The organism is Chryseobacterium jejuense (genome assembly GCF_900100075.1).
Lineage (GTDB): Bacteria > Bacteroidota > Bacteroidia > Flavobacteriales > Weeksellaceae > Chryseobacterium > Chryseobacterium jejuense.
In genome coordinates, this window is sequence record NZ_FNEG01000005.1 from 363,765 (window position 1) to 387,491 (window position 23,727).

Here is a 23,727-nt window from a genome sequence, read left to right on the forward strand (position 1 = left end):
AATAACATGAAAAAAAGATTTCTACTATTAGGTTTTGTAGCCATGATAGGAACTGCATTTACAGTAACCTCATGTACTAGTGATGAATTCGGAGTACAGACCACACAAAATGGGGTACTTACCCTAGCTTTTAGCGGTGAAAACATTTCCATTTATGAAACACTAGATATTGAAGCTATAGAAGTAAATACCGGAGCCATTACCAGAAAAAGAAGTGAAAAAGCAAATGTTGTTTCCATAGAACTGCCTCATGGTTCTTATAAAATTACAGTGAACGGTAAGGTAGTTAACAATAAGCTTGAAATCATTGATGTTGCAGGAACGGCGAATGCTGATATCGTCACTTTAGCCAATAATGTTACGATTCCTTTATTCTTCAAAACCTTTCATGAAGACTTTATCATTGAAGAAATATTTTTTACAGGAATAAAAACTACGGATGGCAAAAATTATAATTCAAGCCGTTATTTTAAAATTGTAAACAATACAAACAAGGTTCTGTATGCGGATAATCTGATTATTGCCAATTCCAGGTTTATGACCACCGAAGATGATAACCCTACTCCATACGACGTTAACCAGTATTTTCCGGTAAAAGGAGTTCTAGTCCTGCCTACCGATCCGGAAGGAAAAACTAAAAAATATCCTGTAAAGCCGGGTGACTTTATTGTAGTGGCAGATAATGCCATCAATCACAAAGCACAGACAAGTACAGCCTTCGATCTACATAATGCTGACTTTGAATTCCCTTCATCAGTTCCGGCATTGGGACAGGTGGATAATCCGGCTGTACCCAATGCAGATTTAGCTTATACCGCTGCAAATAATATGTTCACTATTCATAACAGAGGATTTGAAAGCTTTGTGATTGCCCGTTTCCCAACTGGTGAGACAAAAGACACCTTCCTGCAAAAGCACAAATATGACTACAGTTATATCTCTTCAGCAGGAACTGTTATGAAAAGAAATGCTTATTCAATTCCAAATTCATGGATTATAGATGGAGTTAACAATAGTGTTCCAACAAAGTTTGTCCATTTATTAACTTCACCTAGTATTGATGCAGGATGGACTTCTGCCGGTACGATAGACAGTGACCCGAACCGTTTCGGAAAATCCGTAAGACGTAAGATAATTGGTACAATGGGAGTAAATAGCAACCTGTATATGGATACCAACAACTCTTCCAATGATTTCGTCAGAGATTCTGAAGCAAGTTTAAAAAATGGTATTGTTCATCCAAAATAATATTACTCTTTTCAATGCATTATGCTCAATAAAAAAACAACTTTCTTTCTGTTACTGACCAACCTGTGTTTTCTTTGCGTGAAAGCACAGGACAGTCTCGGTCTTTTTAAGACAATCAACACCCAATATGATACGGAAAGAAGTTTTAGAAATAATCTTTACAACAATCCGGCTTCAATGTCTGGGTACAGCCCTGATTCATTTTCAGAATTCAGTGTTGGATATCATAACCATGATAAAAAAGTTTACCGTCAACAATTGGGAAATGGAGACAAAGGTTTAACTGTTAAGACCCAATCATTTCAAAAGCTAAAATCCAACCGCTACGTTTGGGGAAGCGCAAGCTATCAGAACCTGAAAACAGGACTTGTAAGATGGAATGAATCATTGGATTATGATCGTGTAGCTCCTTATACCACTGTAGACTCCGCAGGGGGGAAGCTAAATATGGAGCGTTATCAGTTTACCGGAGGATATTTACAGAATTGGAACAAATGGAGTATTGCCGCTCAGATAAGCTATATTGCTCAAATGGGATTTCGTGCTAAGGATCCACGACTGAAAAGTACAACTTCCGATCTCAATATCAAAGCAGGAGTGAACTACAGAATATTCAGGGAATATGAAGTAGGTGTATTGGGAGAATTCAGTAAATATACTCAAAACAGTTCTCTTACTTTCCAAAGTTTGTTGGGAAGACCTTTTGTATATCAGATGACCGGCTTTGGATTTTCAAATTATCTTTTTAACGGAAGTGCCAATCCCAATGTTACTTTTGAAGAATTTGCCTATAAAGGAGGTTTACAGATCATGAACAAACAAGGAAAAGATTTTTACCTTCAGGCTGTTTTAGGAAAATCTAATAATATTAAAAGTTATGTCAATAGCCCATCTTCCAACTTATTTTATGATCTTTCCGATCTTGAAAATAAAACATTTGAGGTAGAAGGAGCTAAATTTTTCAATAGCAATGAGAAAAACAGGTTCGGATTTTTAGCCAGCTTCACCTCTTCTGTAAAAACAGGTTATGAAAATGGATACTCACTGAATATGGCAAGTTTACAACAGATCTATAAAAGGAAATCTTATCGTAAGGAAGATTACACCACGGCTGTAAAAGGATTTTACCAGTATAATCAGGAAACCTTTTCTATTACGGCAACTCCATTTTTCGCCTACGAAGAAATCAAAGAAATGAGACTATACCCTTCTGCCGGGCAAAAGTTTACGTATTCTTATTTTGGGATCAATGCAGATTATAAGCAGCAGATCAAAGAAAATCAAACCCTTACTTTACAACCTTATTTCTCCAAAAGAACGGTAGGAAAAACTGTAAATGCATTAATACCTTCTGGATATTCCACTGTAGATGCCTGGCTTCTTGAAGATCATATTTTCCAGACTAGTGATATAACAACTTTCGGAACCTCTGCACGATATGATTTTAAGCTGAAAAAACTTCCTGCTTTCTTTGTAGAAGTACAGTATCAATCACAGAAAATTCAGAAAAAAAATAATAATTTTACTGGTGCAAGCATTGGGATAACGTTTTAAGAATGAAAAAACTAATATATTGGGGATTAGGAGGAGTTACTATGGCCTTATTAAGCTTTACACCAAAAGTAAATCAGGATTTACTGGACCTTCAGGATCCCACCATTGAAGATATTGTTAAAAGTTATAAAAAAGCCATCTCAGAATGGCCTAAACCCAATATTGACTATGGAGTGAAATGGCAGGAGTTCTCCCCTATTAAAACAGATTCTGCCTATTTTACAGAACAGGACAAGCCTAACGTTATCCTGGGGAAAATGTTATTCTTTGACCCCAAATTATCCCAGTCTAATCAGATCTCATGCAGTTCATGCCATGACCCTGAAATGGGCTGGTCAGACCGAAGACACGTTGCATTAGGAAATAATCATCTTCAGGGAAACAGAAATACAATATCTCTTTATAATATTGCAGAAAGAAATTTATTCTTCTGGGACGGAAGGGCAAAAACCCTTGAAGAACAAGCAGCCGGTCCATTGGGAGCCCATCATGAGATGGCAATGGATGTAAAAACATTACCTGCAAAAATCCAGGCATTGAAGGGATATAAACCTCTTTTCAAAAATGCTTATGGTGATGAGAAAGTTACCTATGACAGAATTGTAAAAGCAATAGCCGATTTTCAAAAAACCATTAAAAGCCAACCCAGCCGTTTTGATAAATTTCTGGAGGGGAAATACAATGCTTTATCTGATGAGGAAATCTATGGAATGCATGTTTTCAGAACAAAAGCCCGCTGCATGAACTGCCATAGCGGGCAATATCTTACAGACGAATCTTTCCATAATATTGGATTAACCTACTATAAAAGAAAATATGAAGATCTGGGGCTATATACCATCACCCAGAAAGCGGAAGATGTAGGAAAATTCAAAACACCACAGCTAAGAGATCTGATGCTTACCCAACCATGGATGCATAATGGATTATTCGGTGATCTGGAGGGCGTTGTCAATATGTACAACAGCGGAATGCACATGATAGATCCATCTGCTGAAACCAAACTGAAAGATCCATTGTATCCGGTAACAGATCCACTATTAAAGCCTTTAAAACTCACCAAAGAAGAGAAACAGGCTTTGATTTCTTTTCTGGAAGCTCTTTCCGGAACAAAATATAAAATGAGAAGACCGGAATTTCCTGTGGAATAAATGGTTTAAACAAATGCAAAAGTCTGGGGTTATCCCAGGCTTTTTTTATTAGATTTCAAAATTCTATCATTGCTATTACAATAGAAAAACATTATGAATTACTTTCTCATAATATCATCGTTTTTGAATTCTCATTACTATAAAATATATTTATTCTAAATAAAAATAATTACATTTTTATAAGCTTTATTGGTGAATTAACATCAAAATAATGTAACAGTCTTTCTATCCATTATTATGAATTTTGCATGATATTATAGGCAGCAGAAAATCTACTGTCTCCTAATGATCATAAAAATTCAAACCCAATGAACTACAAATTATTAAAACTATTCTTTTTTGTAATAGTTTTACTACAGGCATCCTTTATGCATGCTCAAGATGAAGTCCGTATACAAAAGATTGAAATAAACGGTAACACCTACACCAATTCTTCTACAATCACTCTTAATAAAGGAGAAATAAATACACTTATTAAAGTAACGTATAGTATCTCCAAAAATACACCGAGTTATGAACAAACTGGCCTCAACGTCAAATTGTTCGCTAAAATGGCTGCTGGAACACCCTATCAAATCTTTGTGGACAGTCGACTATTCCCTTTTATTTCCGGAACAGGGGAAACATTCGAATACACTGCAGTTATCCCTAATACTTCAGCACTCATTGAATCTAATAATTCAGGAAAACTATTCATGGTCTATAGCTATGGATTTACAAATGTTCAATCGAAAGCTTTCCCTATCAATTTTGTACAACCCGCCATTTCAAACAATACAATATCTGGTGTAGTGCTCACGGATTATCAAAAACCCGCCCCAACGATTACAGGTAGTGAGCCCAAAATACCATTTGGAGGTTACACGTATTATTGGCAAAGAAAAAATCCAGGCGGAAATTGGTATAATCTCAATTACGGAACCGTTAACACAAGAGACTATACTCCACCTGCTTCTGAAAACAGATACAATTACAAATTAAGACGTGCCGTAGAGCCAACAAAACAAGGGTTGGAAACAAGTTACAGCAATGAGGTAGATGTTAGAATAAACATTAGTGAAAATAATATTGTTCAAAGTGTAACCGACAATGGTACCAATATAACAAGAACTCTTGTGGGAAGCACCCCGATAGGTGGCACCAATTCCTACACCTATCAATGGCAGGAAAGTACAGATGGCGTATATAACTGGGATGATATATCTGGTGCTCAAAACAGTAACTATCAAATCCCTGAATTATCTTCAGCAAAGTTTTTCAGACGTATTGCAAGATCAAATGCTGTTCCCCAAAACTACAGCAATGAAATCAAAATTGATGAATTAAAAATACTTGGTAACTTAATTGCAGCAGAAGGATATAATAATTACAATATAGGAAGTGAAAAAGTTCAGAATGGTAAAGTCCCTAAATTCTCCAGACTGGCTACACAACTTCCTGCAAATTTGAAAAGTGCTACAGGATATCCAATTTCTATTCAATGGCAGAGTAAAACTGAAGGCGGAAACTGGACAAACATTCCCGGAGCAACAAATGCAATCTATATCATCAATACTCCGCTAACACAAACTATACAATATAAAAGATACATACAGTCTCAATACCTTCCGGACAGTGAAAGTAATATTATAACATTTGTGGTTTCAGAACAACCACCGATTGAAAATAATACAATATCTTTTGATCCATCAAACACAGACCATATCTTAGGTACAATTCCTACAGGAGGCACAGGAGATTATTCTTATATATGGGCCGTAGATCTTCATCCTGATGATTCAATAGGAGAGTTTATTTTTTGGGGAGTATCTTCTGCTACAGATACAAAAATGTCAGAATATGAAAACAGCATCCCATTAACAAGCAGCGAATATCACTATACCAGATATGCAATTTCTGATGGTGTATGGAATAAATCCAATACTTTAATATTCTCTCCCGACGATGGCATTATTCAAGGAAAAAAGACCTCAAAAGCTTTCTTATCAGATAAAGTTGACAATAAGAAAGCAGTAACTGCAGCAACAAATAATAATGATATTTATTTCAACTTTAAAAATTACAATGGTACAAAAGCCGATATCTATCTTGTCAATGTATCGGGTGGGCAGCCTGTAAAAGTAATGCAGACAGATCTTAAAGATCATAATACTACACAGATCTGTACATTTCCAGCACAGTATCTCCCTGGAATATATATTTACAAAGTTGTATTTAATGACGGTTCTGTACAGACAGGAAAAGTTATTAAAAAATAAATACAATCTATACAATCATCATAAAGCAGCTGTCGGAAACAGCTGCTTTTTCATTGAAAAACATTCTGTTTTCTAATAAAAAAACGATATTTTAGCGTAACAATATTCATAAAAAACACGTGATATGAAAATAGCTATTTTAGGAGCCGGAAATATGGGATTATCATTTTCAAAATCATTTTTGAAATACGAACTGATTAAGCCGGAAAACCTTCACCTGATTACCCGAAGCCAGACAAAAATCTCCAAAATAGCGGAAGAATTTCCCAAATCAAAAATTTCCACCTTTGAAGAAGTCACAGAACTGGATGCCGATCTGATTATTATTGCCGTAAAACCACAGGATTTCCAAACGGTTGCTCAGAACTTCAAATTTATTTTAAAAGAAAACCAGATGGTTCTCTCCATTATGGCCGGAATAAATATTGAGAAAATTCAAAAATCACTGAACCATCCACTGGTTGTAAGAGCAATGCCTAATTCTCCTACCCTTCTGGGAATGGGAATTACCGGCTATACTGCAGCAGATGGGATTTCTTTCAGCCAGCTTATCAATATTGAAAGACTACTAAATAGTACCGGAAGATCTGTTTACTTGGAAGATGAAAATCTTTTGGATGGCGTTACCGCTCTTTCCGGAAGCGGACCTGCTTATTTCTACTATATTATTGATGCTATGATTAAAGCAGGAGTAGAAATGGGAATTGAAGAAAACCTATCCAAACTGTTTGTAAAGCAAACTATGCTGGGAGCTTATCATCTCATTAATAATTCTGAAAAGAACCTTGAGGAGCTTATTAAAGACGTTGCTTCCAAAGGCGGAACAACAGAAGCAGCTTTGAAAACCTTTGAAGAAAATAGTTTTAAAGAAATTTTAAAAGAGGGAATTTTAAATGCCGAGAAGAGGGCAAAAGAACTTAATAGATAAATCTTTTTTCAATACATCTGCAACATAACCATCCTAAATACACCCCAACTGTATTCAGGAGGATATCATCTACCTCAAATATTCCCATCCTTGTAAAATACTGAAGTCCTTCTACAATGGTAATGGCTGGTATGAAAGTAAATAGTAAAGCTTTCAGATCTGACAGTTTTGGAAAAATCCATCCCAGAAAACCAAAGGGAACAAACATGATAATATTTCCAACCACAATAGTAACAATATCCTGCCATGACTTCGCACCCTGAATAAATTTAATGGTGGAAAATACCGGTTCTACTGTAATAAGGTTATCATCATACTGAAATCTGCCCATTCCGAGAAACATCAGGTAAAGCAAAAATAGAGTATAAGGAACAATAACAATTTTATATAATTTCTTTAACATCGGATGCTAATATATTCATTTCAAAAACATTAAATTTGTATATTAAAATAATTTAATGAAATACGTTCTACTAACACTTATTTCAGCAATGCTGCTGTCGGTCTCTTGGCCTACTTATGGAGTCCCTTTTTTTATATTTTTCGCCCTCGTTCCTCTTCTGATGATGGAACATGGAATTTCAAAATTTTCTAACTATAAAAGAAAAGGCTGGATCATCTTCGGACTATCCTATCTTTGTTTTATCATTTGGAATATTGTCACTACAGGATGGCTGTATGGCTCTAAAAACCCGGACGGAAGCCATTCTATGATGGCAGTTGTATTCCCGGTGCTTGTTAATTCCCTTTTATATTCTTTGGTTTTCCAATGCTATCATTGGTATAAAAATGCCCAGGGAACCTATTGGGGATTAGGATTCTTTATTGCGATCTGGATGAGTTTTGAAAAATTTCACTTAGGATGGGAACTTACCTGGCCATGGCTGAATTTGGGAAACGTATTTTCAGATTATCCAAAACTGATTCAGTGGTATGATACCTTAGGTGCAACCGGCGGAAGCTTCTGGATCTTATTAACCAACGTTCTTATTTTCTATACGGTAAGAACATGGGAAGCAGGAAGAAAGAAAAAAGACTTGATTAGAAATTCATCTATTATAGCTGCTTTAATTGCTATTCCGATGATTATTTCTATCATCAAGTACAACAGTTTTAATGAAAAACCATCCGGACAGGTTAATGTACTGATGCTGCAGCCTGATCTTGATCCTTATGCTGAAAAATATTCTAAAGACAGCTTAACCATTGAGCAGGATCTTTTGGCTTTGGCTGAAAAAAATTCAACAACAAAAATAGATTACTATATTGCTCCGGAAACGGCTCTACCCGGCAGAGGTTCCATTTCTGAAACTGGGATTGAGAAGAGCTTACTTTTAAATAATGTAAAGGATTTCTTATCTAAGCACCCAGGATCTGTTTTTGCAACAGGAATCTCTTCCCATCGTTTATTTTTTGATCCTAAAACCTTACCAAAAGAAGCGTATGAAGTTAATCAAGGAGTTTGGGGAGCAAGTTACAACACCGCTATTCAACTGGCTCCACAACAAAAAACTCAGATTTATCACAAAGGAAAACTGGTTCCTGGGGTTGAGATCTTCCCTTATATGAACGTTTTAAAACCTATTTTAGGAGATGCCATGTTGAATTTGGGTGGAACTGTTGCTTCTTTAGGTACAGATAAGGAAAGAATGGCCTTTTCCAATCCTTACAACAAAGGAAAAATGGCCCCGATTATCTGTTACGAAAGTATTTATGGTGAGTTTGTCACAGATTATGTGAAAAAAGGAGCCAACTTTTTGGGTATTATGACCAATGACTCCTGGTGGGGTGTTACAGAAGGACACAAACAGCTTTTATCTTACGCAAAATTAAGAGCTATTGAAACCAGAAGAGAAATTGCCCGTGCTGCTAACAGTGGAATTTCAGCACACATTAATGCTAAAGGGGAAATTGTTGCGGATACTTTCTATGGAGATCAAACTGCATTATTCTCGAAAATCAACCTTTATGAAGGAATGACATTCTATTCAAGAGCAGGAGATCTTCTTTCGAGATTTTCAATATTCGCTTTAGGATTTTTATTATTTTATTACCTGATTAAATGGTTTCAGGCGAAAACAAAGAAAGCATAGTGTTTAAGCATTAGCCACACTGATCTTATACTCATACAATATAATCTGCGTTATCTGCAAGATCTGAGAGCTATTAAACTCTCGCTGATTGAGCTGATGACGCAGATTTTTTTTTAACACAAATAACACTAATCTTCACACAAATAACCACAAACATCTGTGTAAATCCGTGAGATCTGTAGGAAATAAAAACTCTTGCTGATTAAGCTAGTAACAACACTAGTATTCCCCAAATAACCACAAACATCTGCATAATCTGTAAAATCTGCGAGAATATATTCTATAATACTAACAACAGATTTTCAGAACAAAAAAAAGAGAAGCCAGCTGGACGTCTGACTTCTCTCAAGATAGAATAAATGATTCAGTGAAGTTACTTAATACTAAGTTTTTTGGTGGTTATTTCGTTCTTTATCTTCAGTTTTAATAGATATACTCCTTTAGGAAGATGAGAAACATCAATAGATTGATCTGCTTTTAACGTTACATTCAGCTTTCTACCTTCCATTGAATAGATTTCAGCTTCTGAAACCTTCTCTCCTTTGATATATACTTTATCAGAAGTTGGATTTGGATAAATCACAAGTTCTTTTTCGTGATTGACTGTATTCTCTCTGGTTGATAACGACCCTTGTGTAGAAGCTTCAGAATATACTTTTGAAGCATCAATTGATCTCACACTCCAATATACATTCTGAATGGATGGATCAAGATCCAGGAACCAAGAAGGCGTAGTTACAATATACTTGGCAATATCCTGAGAGTTTGGTGTAGATCCTACTTTAATTTCATAACGTAATGCATTGGCTGGAGTTTTATCATCTGTAGCACCACTCCATGTGAAATTAAATCGGTTTCCGTTTTTAGTCATGTTCAAATGGGTTGGGGCTGTTGGTTTTGCATTCTGGTCTGTAGAATTATTTTTAAAAACCTTCGTTAAAGATGGAATGTCCGGGTTAGCCCAATCAAATCCACCTAATAAAACATCCAGATGATTATCATTATTAAAATCAAACAATTGTATCATTCCCGGACCTCCCAGGCTGTGTAAACCTGTAGTTGTTCCTTCCGTAAATTTCTGAGTGGATGTATTGTATAAATAAGTTTTCACCACTGCATTATAATTTACATCACCGGAAACAATAAAATCATAATATCCATCATTATTTAAATCTCCTACACTTATGGACGCATCAGAGATTTCTGATGGCATCTGCTGAACGACCAAGTTTCCTGTTCCATCATTCATCAGAACCGCAAGATAAGGATCGTCATTAGCATCCTTACCCATTACTACAATATCCTGGAAGCCGTCTGCATTAAAATCTGCCACTTCCAGCTTTCCTGATATGAGAGAGTCCAGAGCTTGTGTATGAACCAATGTCCCATTTTTATTGATATACACTTTGGATACCGGATCTCCATTTATATCAGAACCTATAATAACTAGATCCAGAAGATGATCGTTATTAAGATCTACTACTTTAAAGCTTCCGTTTTGAGTTCCGTCAACCCAGTTTTCAGTCATAGTAAAACCTGGTCCTGTATTTTGATAAAAGTCTACAGTATTTCTAAAACCTCCTCCATGGGCAAACTGAGTTCCATTGATGGCATAGTCCTGCTTTCCGTCATGATTAAAATCAAAGACTTCCAGTGAGCCATATATTTTTCCGGGAAGTTCATCTTCTCTTACAAAGCCAACTCCTGTATTTTTAAATCGATAATGCTTATAGTTGACAATATCCATATAACTTAATCCGGTGGAAATGATATCCATCAAACCATCATTATTAAAATCGATAAATCTTATATCTCCCAAATGGGTTACATCTCCGCCCAGATCGGTATAGGGCTGTAAAGTTGTTCCGTTATTCCTGTATACTTCGTTATAGGTAGCATCAGGACTTCCGTCTCCATCCGAATCTATGGCACCATTAACTACAATATCCAGGGTCCCGTTATTATCTACATCAGCAATATCTGCCGCTGAGAAATAAAAATTATTCATTCCGGTCTGTATCTCTGTAAAATTTTGAGCACATAAACCAACAGGCAGCATAGACAATAAAATATAAATCTTCTTCATAATTTTTATTTAGATTAATTAAAAACAAAGATAGAATATTAATTTTTCTCTTTGGAAAAAAGCCTGCATGAAATATATCAGCACTGATTTCCCGCTATATCCCGGAAATTCGGATATTTTAAAAAATCAATATTTATAATCAGTTACTTATTTACAAATATTTTCCAAAAGATTTGTCTATCTAAAAAATTCTTCGTTATTTTGCACTCTCAAATATTATACAAATAAGAACATCGAGATATGTCAAGAATTTGCCAAATAACAGGAAAGCGTGCAATGGTTGGTAACAACGTTTCTCACGCTAATAACAAAACGAAGCGTCGTTTTGAAATTAACTTATTAGAGAAGAAGTTTTACCTTCCAGAGCAAGATAAGCACGTTACACTGAAAGTATCAGCTCATGGATTGAGAGTGATTAACAAGATTGGAATCGAAGAAGCTATTGAAAGAGCTACTAGAAACGGATTGATTAAAAAGAATTAATAAATCATGGCAAAAAAAGGAAACAGAGTTCAAGTAATCCTTGAATGTACAGAGCACAAAGAAAGCGGTATGCCAGGAATGTCTAGATACATTTCTACAAAAAATAAAAAGAACACTACAGAGAGATTGGAATTGAAAAAATACAATCCTGTTCTTAAGAGATCTACCCTTCACAAAGAAATCAAGTAATTTATAAATATAATTTACAATGGCAAAGAAAGTAGTAGCAACCCTACAAACCGGGTCAAAAAAAATGACTAAAGTGGTGAAAATGGTGAAGTCTTCTAAATCAGGAGCTTACGTTTTCGAAGAAAAAGTAATGAATGCTGATGAAGTAGATGGTTTTTTGAAAAAATAATCAATACTTTAATTACAATATAAAAAACTACTCATATTTTGGGTAGTTTTTTTGTTATCTTTGTTCACCAGATTATTAATCAGTGAAATATGAAGAAGATTCTTGTTCTAATAGGTACAGTTATTTTTCAATTTTCATTCAGCCAGAAAACAATGGATCCCATAGAATACAAAAGTTCACCAAAAGTTTTCAGCATCCCTGGATTATCACAATCAGTAAGCATTGATTGCGGTACTTCCAGAATGATTCTATTATCTGGTCAGGTTCCTTTAGATTCGAAGGGAAACCTGGTGGGAAAAGATGTAGAAGAACAGACGCATCAGATTTTTAAAAACGTTGAAAATATTCTGAAGGAGTATGGAGGTACAGGCAAAGACATTGTCAAGCTCGGAATCTTCATCACAGATATATCAAAAACCCCGGATTTCAGAAAAGTCAGGGATGAATATATCAATCTTCAGAATCCTCCTGTAAGCAGCCTTATAGAGGTGAGTAAACTATTCAGGAATGATGTACTGATAGAAGTGGAAGCCACAGCAGTAATTAAAAACAAAAGATAAGAATAAACTAAAACTATGAGTTGGTTTAAAAATATTTTCAAAAAGGAAGAAAAAGAAACTCTGGATAAAGGATTAGAAAAATCCAGCCAGGGATTCTTTGAAAAGATGACGAAGGCCGTAGTCGGTAAAAGCAAAGTAGATGATGAAGTTCTGGATGATCTGGAAGAAGTACTGATTGCATCTGACGTAGGCGCTTCCACTACCATCAAAATCATAGAAAGAATTGAAGAGCGTGTTGCCCGCGACAAATATGTTGGGGTAAACGAACTGGATAGTATTCTTCGTGAGGAAATTTCAGGATTATTGCTTGAAAACCCTCATGCAGGAACAGGAAATATCGATACTTCAAAAAAACCTTACGTTATTATGGTAGTTGGGGTAAATGGGGTTGGAAAAACAACAACTATTGGAAAACTAGCTCACCAGTTCAAATCAGAAGGTAAGAAAGTGGTTCTTGGAGCTGCGGATACCTTCAGAGCTGCTGCAGTTGACCAGCTTGTTATCTGGAGTGAAAGAGTGGGCGTTCCTATCGTAAAACAGGAAATGGGGTCCGATCCTGCCTCTGTAGCTTTTGACACCGTACAAAGTGCTGTAGCTCAAAATGCAGACGTTGTTATCATTGATACTGCAGGAAGACTTCATAACAAAATCAACCTGATGAACGAACTTTCTAAGATTAAAAGAGTGATGCAAAAGGTAATTCCTGATGCTCCTCATGAAATCTTATTGGTACTTGACGGTTCTACAGGACAAAATGCATTTGAACAAGCTAAACAGTTTACTGCTGCAACAGAAGTGAATGCTTTGGCCGTAACAAAACTAGACGGAACAGCAAAAGGAGGTGTTGTAATTGGCATTTCAGATCAGTTCCAAATTCCGGTGAAATATATAGGGGTAGGTGAAAAAATGCAGGATCTGCAACTTTTCAATGGTACGGAATTTGTAGACTCATTCTTCAAGAAAAGATGATTTATATCATGTTTTCCCTTATATTAGAAACAAATCAATTTTAAATATTAATCATTAAAAAATTTGCAACTATGGGAATTATAACATGGATCTTATTCGGTCTTATTGCAGGTGCTATCGCTAAAATGATCATGCCAGGAACTCAGGGAGGAGGTTGGTTAATTACCATTATCCTTGGAATTCTAGGAGCATTTATAGGAGGGGCTATAGGAGTTTACGTTCTACATTGGGGAGATGTTACCTCATTCTGGAATCCAAGAAGCTGGATTCTTGCCATTGGAGGAGCTTTAATTATTCTCTGGATTTACGGAATGGCCACGAAGAAAAGCTAATGTAACGTTGATAAAAAATAAAATCCCGGATCTAAAATTTAGATCCGGGATTTTCGTACAATATAATTTAGTTAGTTGTTGATTCTAATCTGGTAAGGCATTTCCATTTTTACTTCAGACTGTAATTTCTTGTCTGTAATCTGCTGTAAGATTTCATAGTTGGACTTCCCTATTTTATTTTTGATAATTCTTGCAGAAATATCCTCTTCGTTAAGATCTTTAAAGATCTGCTCAAATGGAGTCATTTTCTTAGGATAAGCTTCTACATAGTAAGACTTCACTCCTGCTTTCTGAGCTGCAAATTTCACTGCATCATTAAGTGTTCCCAGTTCGTCTACCAAACCAATTTCTTTGGCACGAACACCACTCCATACTCTACCACCACCTACATTATCAATCTGCTCAAATGTTTTCTTTCTGTTTTGGGTAACAAAATGTACAAATCTTTTATAAGTACCTTCTACACTTCTCGTCATCATATTTACCCCATACGGTGTTACTCCATTTAATCCTGAATAATACATTGAATTCGCATTGGTAGCCACAACATCTGCACGAATACCATTCTTATTTGCAATATCTTTATAATAAGGCATTACTCCGAATACTCCGATAGAACCGGTAAGCGTATTAGGCTCAGAATAAATCTTATCCGCAGCCATTGCTACATAATAACCACCAGAGGCTGCATAATCACCAAAAGATACCACCAATGGCTTTTTCTTTTTCAGTTGCTGCAATTCAAATAAAATTTCATCAGAAGCATTCGCACTACCTCCGGGAGAGTTAATTCTCAATACAACCGCTTTTACTTTATCATCTTCCTGAAGCTTTTTAATGTATTTCACATACTTATCAGAGTGAATGTCATTATACTCGTCTCCGTTGTTAATAGATCCTGATGCATATAATATTGCCACCTTTTCTCCCGACTTATCATCATCATTGAAAGAGCTTATATAATTAGTTAAAGAAACCTTATTCAGTTTTTCTTTATCCTTTACATTCAACTTTGTTTTAAGGATATCTTCATATTCTGATTTTTGAATAAGCTTATCTGCCAGTTTATATTTTAATCCCTGCTCAGGTATCATTCCGTATAGGCTGTCAACAATTGTTCTGAATTGAGCAGTATCAATTTTTCTGGACGCTGCCATTTTATAGGATGTATTTTTCCAAAGATCATTTAACAGAGTGCTTAACTGTTCTTTGTTTTCAGGAGAAATATCATTTCTTAGGAAAGGCTCTACCGCAGATTTAAATTTACCATGACGGATTACTTCTATTCCAATACCATATTTATCTGCAAAATCCTTAAAGAATGTAACCTCTGTAGAAAGTCCTTTCAATTCTATACCTCCTGCAGGATGAAGATAATACTGATCTGCTACCGATCCCAGATAGTAAGCAGATTGAGAAACTCCGTTTCCGTAAGCATATACAAACTTTCCACTTTTCTTAAAATCTTCAATAGCATTTCTAAGATCATCAATTTGAGTAAGCCCTGCATTCAGGCCATCTGTCTCAATACTGATCCCTTTAATATTATCATCGGTTTTAGCTTTATTAATCGCCTCAAGTACATCATACAGAAGGACGTTTTTATTCTGGCTGCCTAAACCGAACAGATCCATTTGTTCTTCAGTAGGACTATCTATTATATTCGTCTTTAAATTAATCGTAAGAACCGAATTCTTTTTCACCACCACAGACTTGTCGCTTCCCATAGAACTAAACACAAGCATCATAATAAAAAAGACGAAAAACACAGCGCAAAGTATGATTATTGCTACTATATTTGCCAAAACATTTTTAAAGAAACTTCTCATAAATCAATCAATTTTCCAATATGTCGCAACAAAAGGTAGTTTTGTTACTAGGAAGTAACCTTGGAGATCAAAAAAAAAATATAGAACTCGCTTTACAGAAAATAAATGATGCCGGAAATCAAATTTCACAGGTAAGCGAATTTTTGATGTCAGATCCCGTAGAATTTGTCAGTTCCAATATTTTTTGTAATATTGCAGCAATAATATTCACGCATCTTTCACCAATTCAACTGCTTGATTGTATTAAAAAAATTGAAGTTGAAATGGGAAGAATTAATGATTCAAAAGTATCAGGTGGTTACACAGACAGGGTAATAGATATTGATATCATTAAGTATAATGAATTAAATTTTACATCAGAAAGATTAGAAATCCCTCATAAAAAACATCTTTTTGAAAGGGATTTTTCAAGAATATTATTAAAAGATTTTATTTAAAACATAAAACATATTGTATGAAATTAGGTTTATTATTATTGGCTACAACCTTGCCAATTGCTGCTTTCGCACAAAGCAGCAGTACTACAGTAAACTCTTCTACTGAGTATCCTAATACATTCTCTTCAGGCTCCGCTAACGTACAACCTTTTGACAACAAAGCAAGACGCTTCAGAGATTGGTCTATTTCAGTGGGAGGAGGTGCAGCATTTATGGTTCACTCTGACCTTAAATCTCTTCGTAAAGATAAAACCAATTGGGGTTACAATGCTTATGTAAGTATTGACAAACAAATCACACACACTTTTGGTTTAAGCTTAATCTATACTAAAGGAGAAACTAAACAGACGGGACAACTATCTGGTGCTGCGGGTGCAGCTGCAGGAGTTGCTACAGCAACAACCCAATTTGACCAGTTAGCTTTAATGGGAGACATTAACTTCTCTAATCTATTAAGAAGAGTTGATAACCATTCTCCTTACAGATGGGCTTTCCACGGATACATGGGTATTGGACTTCAGGCATTCAGAACTTCATTACATGACAATAATGAAAACCGATGGAATGATAATCCAAAAAGAATTCCTTCATTTGTAAGAGAACCTCTGGGTATTGGTTCTGTTTATTATCAGGGAGGTTTAGGACTTAAATATAATGTTTCAAAACTTATTGATGTTGAAGCAAGAACCATGTACATCATTAGTGGTGATGACGAATTTGATGGCGGAGGTCCTGCTTACACACAGTATAACATGCTTAATGATAGAAAATCTGATAATGCATGGACTGTAAGTTTAGGGGTATCTTTCAAATTAGGAAAACACCTATCTCATTTAGCTTGGCATGACCCACTTCAGGAAGCATACTATAAAACCAGCGTTTTAGAAAATGCAACTACAGATCTTGTAGTCTGTGAAAAAGGAGATGCTGATAATGACGGAGTATGTGACGATTGGGACAGACAACTTGATACTCCTGCAGGAGCAAGAGTAGATGGTGCTGGTGTTGCTTTAGACATGGATCTTGATGGCGTTATCGACCTTTATGATAAATGCGTAACTGTTCCGGGACCTGTTGAAAATAATGGTTGTCCAATCAAATAATACAGAAACTGTTTTTCAAAAAATCAAAATAAATAATACACGATGAAATTAAGTTTAGCAATCGTTGCTTTAGCATTGGCAATCCCTACAGCCAGCTATGCACAAGATTCATCAGCAGCTACAGATGGAAAGTATCCTAATACTTTTTCTTCCGGTTCTGCCAACGTTTCCCCATTTACCAATCAGTCAAAAAGATTTAACGATTGGTCCATTTCAGTAGGAGCTGGAGTTCCGCTACTTCAATCAGCGGATTTAACTTCTATCAAAAATGGTAATGGTAAAAACCTTTTTGGATACTCAGCTTATGTAAGTATTGATAAAGCAATTACCCATGCATTCGGGATCAATTTACAATATGACAGAGGTGAAACCAGACAAGGATGGTTCAATACTAAAGATGCTGCCCCTGATGCTGGTGCAGTAGCAGGTAGAACTCAGTATGATGCCATCTCCCTTTTAGGAGATATCAACTTCTCTAACCTTTTGAGAAGAGTTGACAATCATTCTCCTTACAGATGGGCTCTTCACGGATACGCAGGTATCGGTACTATTGCTTACAGAGCTTATCAGAAAACAAGTAAAGGACAAACATTAGCCACTGAAGTTAAACCTTTTCAATTAGGTTCAATGTTTATGCAGGCTGGTGCAGGTCTTAAATTCAAAATAAACAGAAGAATAGATCTGGAAGGTAGATTAATGTATGTTGTTACCGGTGATGATGAATTTGACGGTGGAGGTATGGCATATAGTGATATCAACAGACGTTCAGAACAGGTTTCTGATAACTTCTTCAACGCTACTTTAGGCCTTTCTTTCAAACTAGGAAAACACGAATCTCACTTAATGTGGCATGACCCACTTCAGGAAATCTATTACAAGCTTGATGTTTTGGCTAATAAAAACCAGGATATTGAAGTATGTAAAAAAGGAGATGCTGATAACGACGGAGTATGTGATGATTGGGACAGACAACTTGACACTCCTGCAGGAGCTAGAGTGGATGGTGCTGGTGTTGCTCTTGATACAGACCTTGATGGGGTTATTGACCTTTATGATAAGTGTGTAACAGTTCCTGGACCTGTGGAAAACAACGGTTGTCCTGTGAAAAAAGACAATAATCAAACTGCTGTAGAAGTAGAAAAAACCCTTAAGGATATCTACTTTAATTTTAACAAAGCTACCATCAGACCAGAATCTAATAGTAAATTAGACCTTGCTGCTTCAATTATCAAAGAGAACGGAGGAAACTACTTACTAACAGGACATACTGATATTAAAGGAAATGCAGCATACAACCTAAGATTATCTAAAGAAAGAGCTGCTGCTGTAGTAGGTGCTCTGGAAAACAGAGGTGTTAGTGACACTGTGCTGAAATCAAAAGGAGTAGGTTCTGCAGAAGCTACAATCCGAGCTTCAGCTTCAGATGCTGAAAGATTAGCAGACAGAAAAGTTACGGTAAGATTTATAGAAAGCTCAGAATGGAATTCTATTAAAAAGAAAGACTATGAAGATGCTCCTGTAAAAAAACCGGTAAAAAAAGCTCCGGCTAAGAAAAAGAAAAAATAATTTCTTATACAATACATAAACCGAAAAGAATTGCTCTTTTCGGTTTTTTTTTTTCAACTACGACTTTTTTTACATACCTTTATATCATTTTCCGGGCGATAAATGCAGAATCATTAAGATATTTTCATTATTGTTTTGAAAAAAACATCACAAAAGTAACTTTTTAACGTAAAAAAATCATTTAAAATAACTTAACTAAAAAAATAACACTATGAAATTAAGTTTAGCAATTGCTGCTTTAGCATTGGCGATTCCTACAGCCAGCTATGCACAAGACTCAACGGCAGTTTCAAAAGGAGAGTATCCCAATACGTTCTCGTCTGGGTCTGCCAACGTTTCCCCATTTACCAATCAATCCAAAAGATTTAATGACTGGTCCATTTCTGCGGGGGTTGGAGTTCCATTACTTCAATCAGCAGATTTAACATCCATCAAAAATGGTAATGGTAAAAACCTTTTTGGATACTCAGCTTATGTAAGTATTGATAAAGCGATTACCCATGCATTCGGGATCAATTTACAATATGACAGAGGTGAAACCAGACAAGGATGGTTCAATACTAAAGATGCTGCCCCCGATGCTGGTGCAGTAGCAGGTAGAACTCAGTATGATGCCATCTCCCTTTTAGGAGATATCAACTTCTCTAACCTTTTGAGAAGAGTTGACAATCATTCTCCTTACAGATGGGCTCTTCACGGATACGCAGGTATCGGTACTATTGCTTACAGAGCGTATCAGAAAACAAGTAAAGGACAAACATTAGCCACTGAAGTTAAACCTTTCCAATTAGGTTCAATGTTTATGCAGGCTGGTGCAGGTCTTAAATTCAAAATAAACAGAAGAATAGATCTGGAAGGTAGATTAATGTATGTTGTTACCGGTGATGATGAATTTGACGGTGGAGGTATGGCATATAGTGATATCAACAGACGTTCAGAACAGGTTTCTGATAACTTCTTCAATGCTACTTTAGGTCTTTCTGTAAAATTAGGAAAACACGAATCTCACTTAATGTGGCATGACCCGCTTCAGGAAATCTATTACAAACTTGATGTTTTGGCTAATAAAAACCAGGATATCGAAGTATGTAAAAAAGGAGATGCTGATAACGACGGAGTATGTGATGATTGGGACAGACAACTTGACACTCCTGCAGGAGCTAGAGTGGATGGCGCAGGTGTTGCTCTTGATACAGACCTTGATGGGGTTATTGATCTTTACGATAAGTGTGTAACAGTTCCTGGACCTGTTGAAAACAACGGTTGTCCTACTACCACTACAGGACCGGTAATAGAAACAGAAACTAAATTAGAGGGAATTGAGTTTGACTTAAATTCTGATAGAATTTTACCTTCAAATACTCCTATCCTAAATAACGCTGTAAACTACATCAATTCTTCAAATGGTGCTTACAATGTTGTAGGTGCTACTGATACAAGAGGTACTGATGCTTACAACCAAAAATTATCTCAAAGAAGAGCCAACAACGTTAAGAGTTATCTAATCAAAAACGGAGTTCAGTCTGGTAAATTAAACGCTGTAGGTAAAGGTGAAAAAGACCTTAAATATCCTGAGTGCGAACCAGCAACGAAGTGCCCTGAGTGGAAAAACAGAGCCAACAGAAGAGTATACTTCGAAGCTAAATAATAAACTTATTAATTTATTATATAAAAGTCACGCATTGCGTGGCTTTTTTTGTCCTAATACTTTCCTTATTTTTACATCATGATTTCTCCACAGGATTTTCAAAAGCTAAAATATGATACTCTTAAGTATTTCTGGGGCTACACCGGCTTCAGAGATTCTCAGGAAGAAATTATCAATGCTGTTATCAATGAAAAAGATACGCTGGTGCTGCTTCCTACAGGTGCCGGAAAATCATTATGCTATCAGCTTCCTGCCTTATTGAAAGAAGGAACCTGTCTGGTAATTTCGCCATTGCTGGCTTTAATGAAAGATCAGGTAAATCAGCTTAAATTCCGCGGTATAGAAGCAGAATACCTGTCATCCGAATTAGATGAATATGATGCTGAAACCATTTACAACCGTTGTAAAGAAGGACTTACCAAGCTGCTTTACATATCTCCGGAAAGATTAACCAATACCCAGTTTCTTCAGAATATCGAAGAAATTGAACTTTCATTCATTGCTGTAGATGAGGCTCACTGTATTTCTGAATGGGGACAAGATTTTCGTCCAAGTTATCAGAATATCAAAGGGTTCAGAACTAACAATCCTGAAATCCCGTGTCTGGCATTAACGGCAACAGCAACTCCAAAGGTTCTGAAAGAGATCAAGAATAAGCTTGAATTAAGAAATCCTGCTGTATTTCAGAAAAGTTTTAAAAGGGATAATATCAAAATCTTTACAGAAGAAGTTTCCGATAAATTCCAACGTGTTCTGGATATTTTAAAATACAATACAGATTCTGGGATTGTATATGTAAGGACCCGAAAAGAAGCTGAACTGCTTTCAGAATTCTTAAAGAAAAATCAACTGAAAAATGTAGATTATTTTCACGCTGGTTTAACCACAAAAGAAAAAAATACAAGGCAAAATACCTGGAACAACAGTGACAATCAGGTCCTGATTTCAACCAATGCCTTTGGAATGGGTATTGACAAGGATAATGTACGTTTTGTACTCCACTACTCGCCTGCTGCTTCGCTTGAAAATTATTATCAGGAAATAGGAAGAGCAGGAAGAGATGGTAAGGAAAGTTTTGCATTTATGCTATGGAATAAACAGGAGCTTCTGAACTTCGATCAGATCCTCAAAAACCAGATTCCCAATAAGGCTGAGTTTTTAAAGATTATCAGCTACCTCTACTCTATTTTTCAGGTAGCAGAATTTGAGTTACCTGAGAAAACATTCCAGTTGAATACAATTGGGATACAAAATTTCACAAGATTATCAAAAGCCAAGATCAATAATGTTCTCAACTTTCTGCATAATCAGGAAATCATTTATTACAATGAGAATAAAAGCCTGTCCTCTTTGGAGCTTTCTATTAAATCTGATGAAATAGATCAGCTGCCCCAAAAAGATGCTTATTTCATAGAGCTTCTCCTTCGTACCATGTCTGGAATTACCACACACAAGGTAATGTTCAGTGAACAACAGGTCAGCAATAAAATTCAAGTAAGCGTTCCTTTAATTAAAGAACGTTTAAAAGAACTTCAACAGAAGAATTATCTTGAATACATAGATGGAGCTTTATCTAGTATTAAATTCCTTAAACCCCGTGATGAAAGAGCTATTAGTAGTGCTTATTGGAAACTTTTTGAACATATTCAGCGAAACAAGATTCAGAAATGGGAAGAAATGAAATTTTATGTAGAGGATAAGGATTATTGTAAAATAAAACTTATTCTGGCTTATTTCGGTGAAAAAAATTCTAAAAACTGTGGCCACTGTTCTGTATGTGAAAAGAACAAGCAATCTATTTTCGGAAAAAATATTTCCCAGCAAATCATCAATTTATTGTCAAAAAAATCAGCTACCATTGAAGAACTTTCCGTACAGCTAAGTTATCATTCCAAGGAAAGCATTCTGGAAAACTTAATTTTCCTATTAGATTCCGGAAAAGTAAAAATGCTGAATTTCAGAACGTACGCACTTAACCATGGATAATGAGTAATTGGCAATGGGTAATGAGTAACAATAAACATAGTCTATGATGTAATCATTATCTACTCATCCTATCTCTAAAAACTCTCCTATCCCCAAACTTAAACACTTTCAGACTCTCGGATCAAAAACTTATCTTTGCAGTATGAAATCATTGAAAGTCGTTTTTTTAGGTACTCCTGAGTTTGCAAAAACTTCTTTGGAGGCTATTCATCAATCTCATCATCAGGTGGTAGGTGTAGTAACCGTTGCAGATAAAGCAAGCGGGCGTGGCCAAAAAATCAACCAGTCCCCTGTAAAAGTATATGCTTCGGAAAATAATATTCCTGTTTTTCAACCTGAAAAACTAAGAAACCCTGAATTTTTAGAAGAACTTAGAAAACTGGATGCTGATGTTTTTGTAGTGGTAGCATTCAGAATGATGCCAAAAATTCTTTTTGAGATGCCGAAAATGGGAACCTTCAACCTTCATGCATCTCTTCTTCCTGATTATAGAGGAGCTGCTCCAATCAACTACGCAGTTATTAATGGTGAGGAAAAAACAGGAGCCACTACTTTCTTTATTAATGAAAAAATTGATGAAGGAAATATTCTTCTTCAGGAGGAACTTGGCATCTTAACTGATGAAAATGCAGGTGGTCTTCATGACAGACTGATGGAAATGGGCTCTAAATTAGTAGTCAAAACATTGGACGGATTAGCTGAAAATGCTATTGAAGAAAAACCTCAGCCACAGGTTGAGCATCCAAAAAATGCCTATAAAATCTTTAAAGAAGACACTAGAATTAATTGGATAGCATTATCTAAAACAGTCCACCAGTTCATTCTGGGAATGTCACCTTATCCTGCAGCTTTCACTACTTTGAAAGTTGGAACAGAAGAAAAAGGATTAAAAATATTTGGTGGAAAATTTGAGATTTCTAACCATGGTAAACCTGCCGGAACGTTGGATATTTCAAAAAATGAGTTTAAAATTTACACTCAGGATGGAGCTTATTTCCCACAGGAACTTCAGTTAGAGGGTAAAAAAAGAATGACTGTAAAGGATTTCCTTAATGGCTTCAGAAACTTTGACGAAATAACACTGTAACCTTACAGCTAAATTGTAATCATAAATAAAAGTCACAACAGATATTTTGTT

21 protein-coding genes are annotated in these 23,727 nt (G+C 35.8%); 18 read left to right on the forward strand and 3 right to left on the reverse strand.

Going from position 1 to position 23,727, the window contains the following annotated elements; all coding sequences use genetic code 11:
• Positions 1-6: 6 nt before the first annotated feature.
• The 5 genes from BLS98_RS16835 to proC all read left to right on the forward strand — a co-directional run bounded on the left by BLS98_RS16835 (position 7) and on the right by proC (position 7,139).
• The gene (locus tag BLS98_RS16835) at positions 7-1,248 is read left to right on the forward strand and encodes a DUF4876 domain-containing protein (RefSeq protein ID WP_089737675.1); all 1,242 of its coding nucleotides are present in this window, start codon (positions 7-9) and stop codon (positions 1,246-1,248) included.
• A 21-nt stretch (positions 1,249-1,269) separates the two neighbouring features.
• Positions 1,270-2,802: a DUF6850 family outer membrane beta-barrel protein gene (locus BLS98_RS16840; protein WP_089737676.1), complete on the forward strand. Its 1,533-nt coding sequence runs from the start codon at positions 1,270-1,272 to the stop codon at positions 2,800-2,802.
• 2 nt (positions 2,803-2,804) lie between these two features.
• The gene (locus tag BLS98_RS16845; RefSeq protein ID WP_089737677.1) at positions 2,805-3,953 is read left to right on the forward strand and encodes a cytochrome-c peroxidase; all 1,149 of its coding nucleotides are present in this window, start codon (positions 2,805-2,807) and stop codon (positions 3,951-3,953) included.
• A gap of 308 nt (positions 3,954-4,261) precedes the next feature.
• Entirely contained in the window at positions 4,262-6,211 is a 1,950-nt protein-coding gene (locus BLS98_RS16850) for a hypothetical protein (protein WP_089737678.1), read from the forward strand.
• 124 nt (positions 6,212-6,335) lie between these two features.
• Positions 6,336-7,139 (forward strand): pyrroline-5-carboxylate reductase, encoded by an 804-nt coding sequence (gene proC, locus BLS98_RS16855; RefSeq protein WP_089737679.1) that lies wholly within the window; start codon positions 6,336-6,338, stop codon positions 7,137-7,139.
• On the opposite strand, the gene BLS98_RS16860 is transcribed toward proC, so the two are convergent.
• Positions 7,129-7,542 carry a VanZ family protein gene (locus BLS98_RS16860; RefSeq protein ID WP_089737680.1) on the reverse strand — a complete coding sequence of 138 codons (414 nt, stop codon included), beginning with the start codon at positions 7,540-7,542 and terminating at the stop codon, positions 7,129-7,131. The two genes, proC and BLS98_RS16860, sit on opposite strands and share 11 nt — an antisense overlap.
• Positions 7,543-7,597: 55 nt before the next feature.
• Between BLS98_RS16860 and lnt the strand changes: the two genes are divergently transcribed.
• Positions 7,598-9,232 (forward strand): apolipoprotein N-acyltransferase, encoded by a 1,635-nt coding sequence (gene lnt, locus BLS98_RS16865; protein ID WP_089737681.1) that lies wholly within the window; start codon positions 7,598-7,600, stop codon positions 9,230-9,232.
• A 373-nt stretch (positions 9,233-9,605) separates the two neighbouring features.
• On the opposite strand, the gene BLS98_RS16870 is transcribed toward lnt, so the two are convergent.
• Positions 9,606-11,318 (reverse strand): T9SS type A sorting domain-containing protein, encoded by a 1,713-nt coding sequence (locus tag BLS98_RS16870; protein WP_228425369.1) that lies wholly within the window; start codon positions 11,316-11,318, stop codon positions 9,606-9,608.
• Between the two features lie 240 nt (positions 11,319-11,558).
• Between BLS98_RS16870 and rpmB the strand changes: the two genes are divergently transcribed.
• From rpmB to BLS98_RS16900, 6 genes are all read left to right on the forward strand, one after another.
• The gene (gene rpmB, locus BLS98_RS16875; RefSeq protein ID WP_002976757.1) at positions 11,559-11,801 is read left to right on the forward strand and encodes a 50S ribosomal protein L28; all 243 of its coding nucleotides are present in this window, start codon (positions 11,559-11,561) and stop codon (positions 11,799-11,801) included.
• Between the two features lie 6 nt (positions 11,802-11,807).
• Complete coding sequence (gene rpmG, locus BLS98_RS16880) at positions 11,808-11,990, forward strand: 50S ribosomal protein L33 (protein WP_027373683.1); 183 nt, start codon at positions 11,808-11,810, stop codon at positions 11,988-11,990.
• Between the two features lie 19 nt (positions 11,991-12,009).
• Entirely contained in the window at positions 12,010-12,159 is a 150-nt protein-coding gene (locus BLS98_RS16885) for a DUF4295 family protein (protein WP_065395045.1), read from the forward strand.
• 89 nt (positions 12,160-12,248) lie between these two features.
• Positions 12,249-12,719: a RidA family protein gene (locus tag BLS98_RS16890; protein WP_089737682.1), complete on the forward strand. Its 471-nt coding sequence runs from the start codon at positions 12,249-12,251 to the stop codon at positions 12,717-12,719.
• A gap of 15 nt (positions 12,720-12,734) precedes the next feature.
• Positions 12,735-13,688, forward strand: coding sequence for a signal recognition particle-docking protein FtsY (gene ftsY, locus BLS98_RS16895; RefSeq protein ID WP_089737683.1), 954 nt, complete (start codon positions 12,735-12,737; stop codon positions 13,686-13,688).
• A 71-nt stretch (positions 13,689-13,759) separates the two neighbouring features.
• The gene (locus tag BLS98_RS16900; RefSeq protein ID WP_089737684.1) at positions 13,760-14,020 is read left to right on the forward strand and encodes a GlsB/YeaQ/YmgE family stress response membrane protein; all 261 of its coding nucleotides are present in this window, start codon (positions 13,760-13,762) and stop codon (positions 14,018-14,020) included.
• 71 nt (positions 14,021-14,091) lie between these two features.
• On the opposite strand, the gene sppA is transcribed toward BLS98_RS16900, so the two are convergent.
• Positions 14,092-15,849: a signal peptide peptidase SppA gene (gene sppA / locus BLS98_RS16905; RefSeq protein WP_089737685.1), complete on the reverse strand. Its 1,758-nt coding sequence runs from the start codon at positions 15,847-15,849 to the stop codon at positions 14,092-14,094.
• 20 nt (positions 15,850-15,869) lie between these two features.
• Here sppA and folK point away from each other — a divergent pair, with 20 nt between their 5' ends.
• The 6 genes from folK to fmt all read left to right on the forward strand — a co-directional run bounded on the left by folK (position 15,870) and on the right by fmt (position 23,676).
• Entirely contained in the window at positions 15,870-16,286 is a 417-nt protein-coding gene (gene folK / locus BLS98_RS16910) for a 2-amino-4-hydroxy-6-hydroxymethyldihydropteridine diphosphokinase (protein WP_089737686.1), read from the forward strand.
• A 17-nt stretch (positions 16,287-16,303) separates the two neighbouring features.
• Positions 16,304-17,389: a flagellar motor protein MotB gene (locus BLS98_RS16915; protein WP_089737687.1), complete on the forward strand. Its 1,086-nt coding sequence runs from the start codon at positions 16,304-16,306 to the stop codon at positions 17,387-17,389.
• Between the two features lie 42 nt (positions 17,390-17,431).
• On the forward strand, positions 17,432-18,955 hold the full coding sequence (locus tag BLS98_RS16920) for an OmpA family protein (protein ID WP_089737688.1): 1,524 nt from the start codon (positions 17,432-17,434) through the stop codon (positions 18,953-18,955).
• A gap of 211 nt (positions 18,956-19,166) precedes the next feature.
• Positions 19,167-20,603, forward strand: coding sequence for an OmpA family protein (locus tag BLS98_RS16925; protein ID WP_089737689.1), 1,437 nt, complete (start codon positions 19,167-19,169; stop codon positions 20,601-20,603).
• A 78-nt stretch (positions 20,604-20,681) separates the two neighbouring features.
• Positions 20,682-22,589: a RecQ family ATP-dependent DNA helicase gene (locus tag BLS98_RS16930; RefSeq protein WP_089737690.1), complete on the forward strand. Its 1,908-nt coding sequence runs from the start codon at positions 20,682-20,684 to the stop codon at positions 22,587-22,589.
• Between the two features lie 142 nt (positions 22,590-22,731).
• A complete protein-coding gene (fmt, locus tag BLS98_RS16935) occupies positions 22,732-23,676 on the forward strand; it encodes a methionyl-tRNA formyltransferase (protein ID WP_089737691.1) in 945 nt (314 codons plus the stop codon).
• The last annotated feature ends 51 nt before the right edge of the window (positions 23,677-23,727 follow it).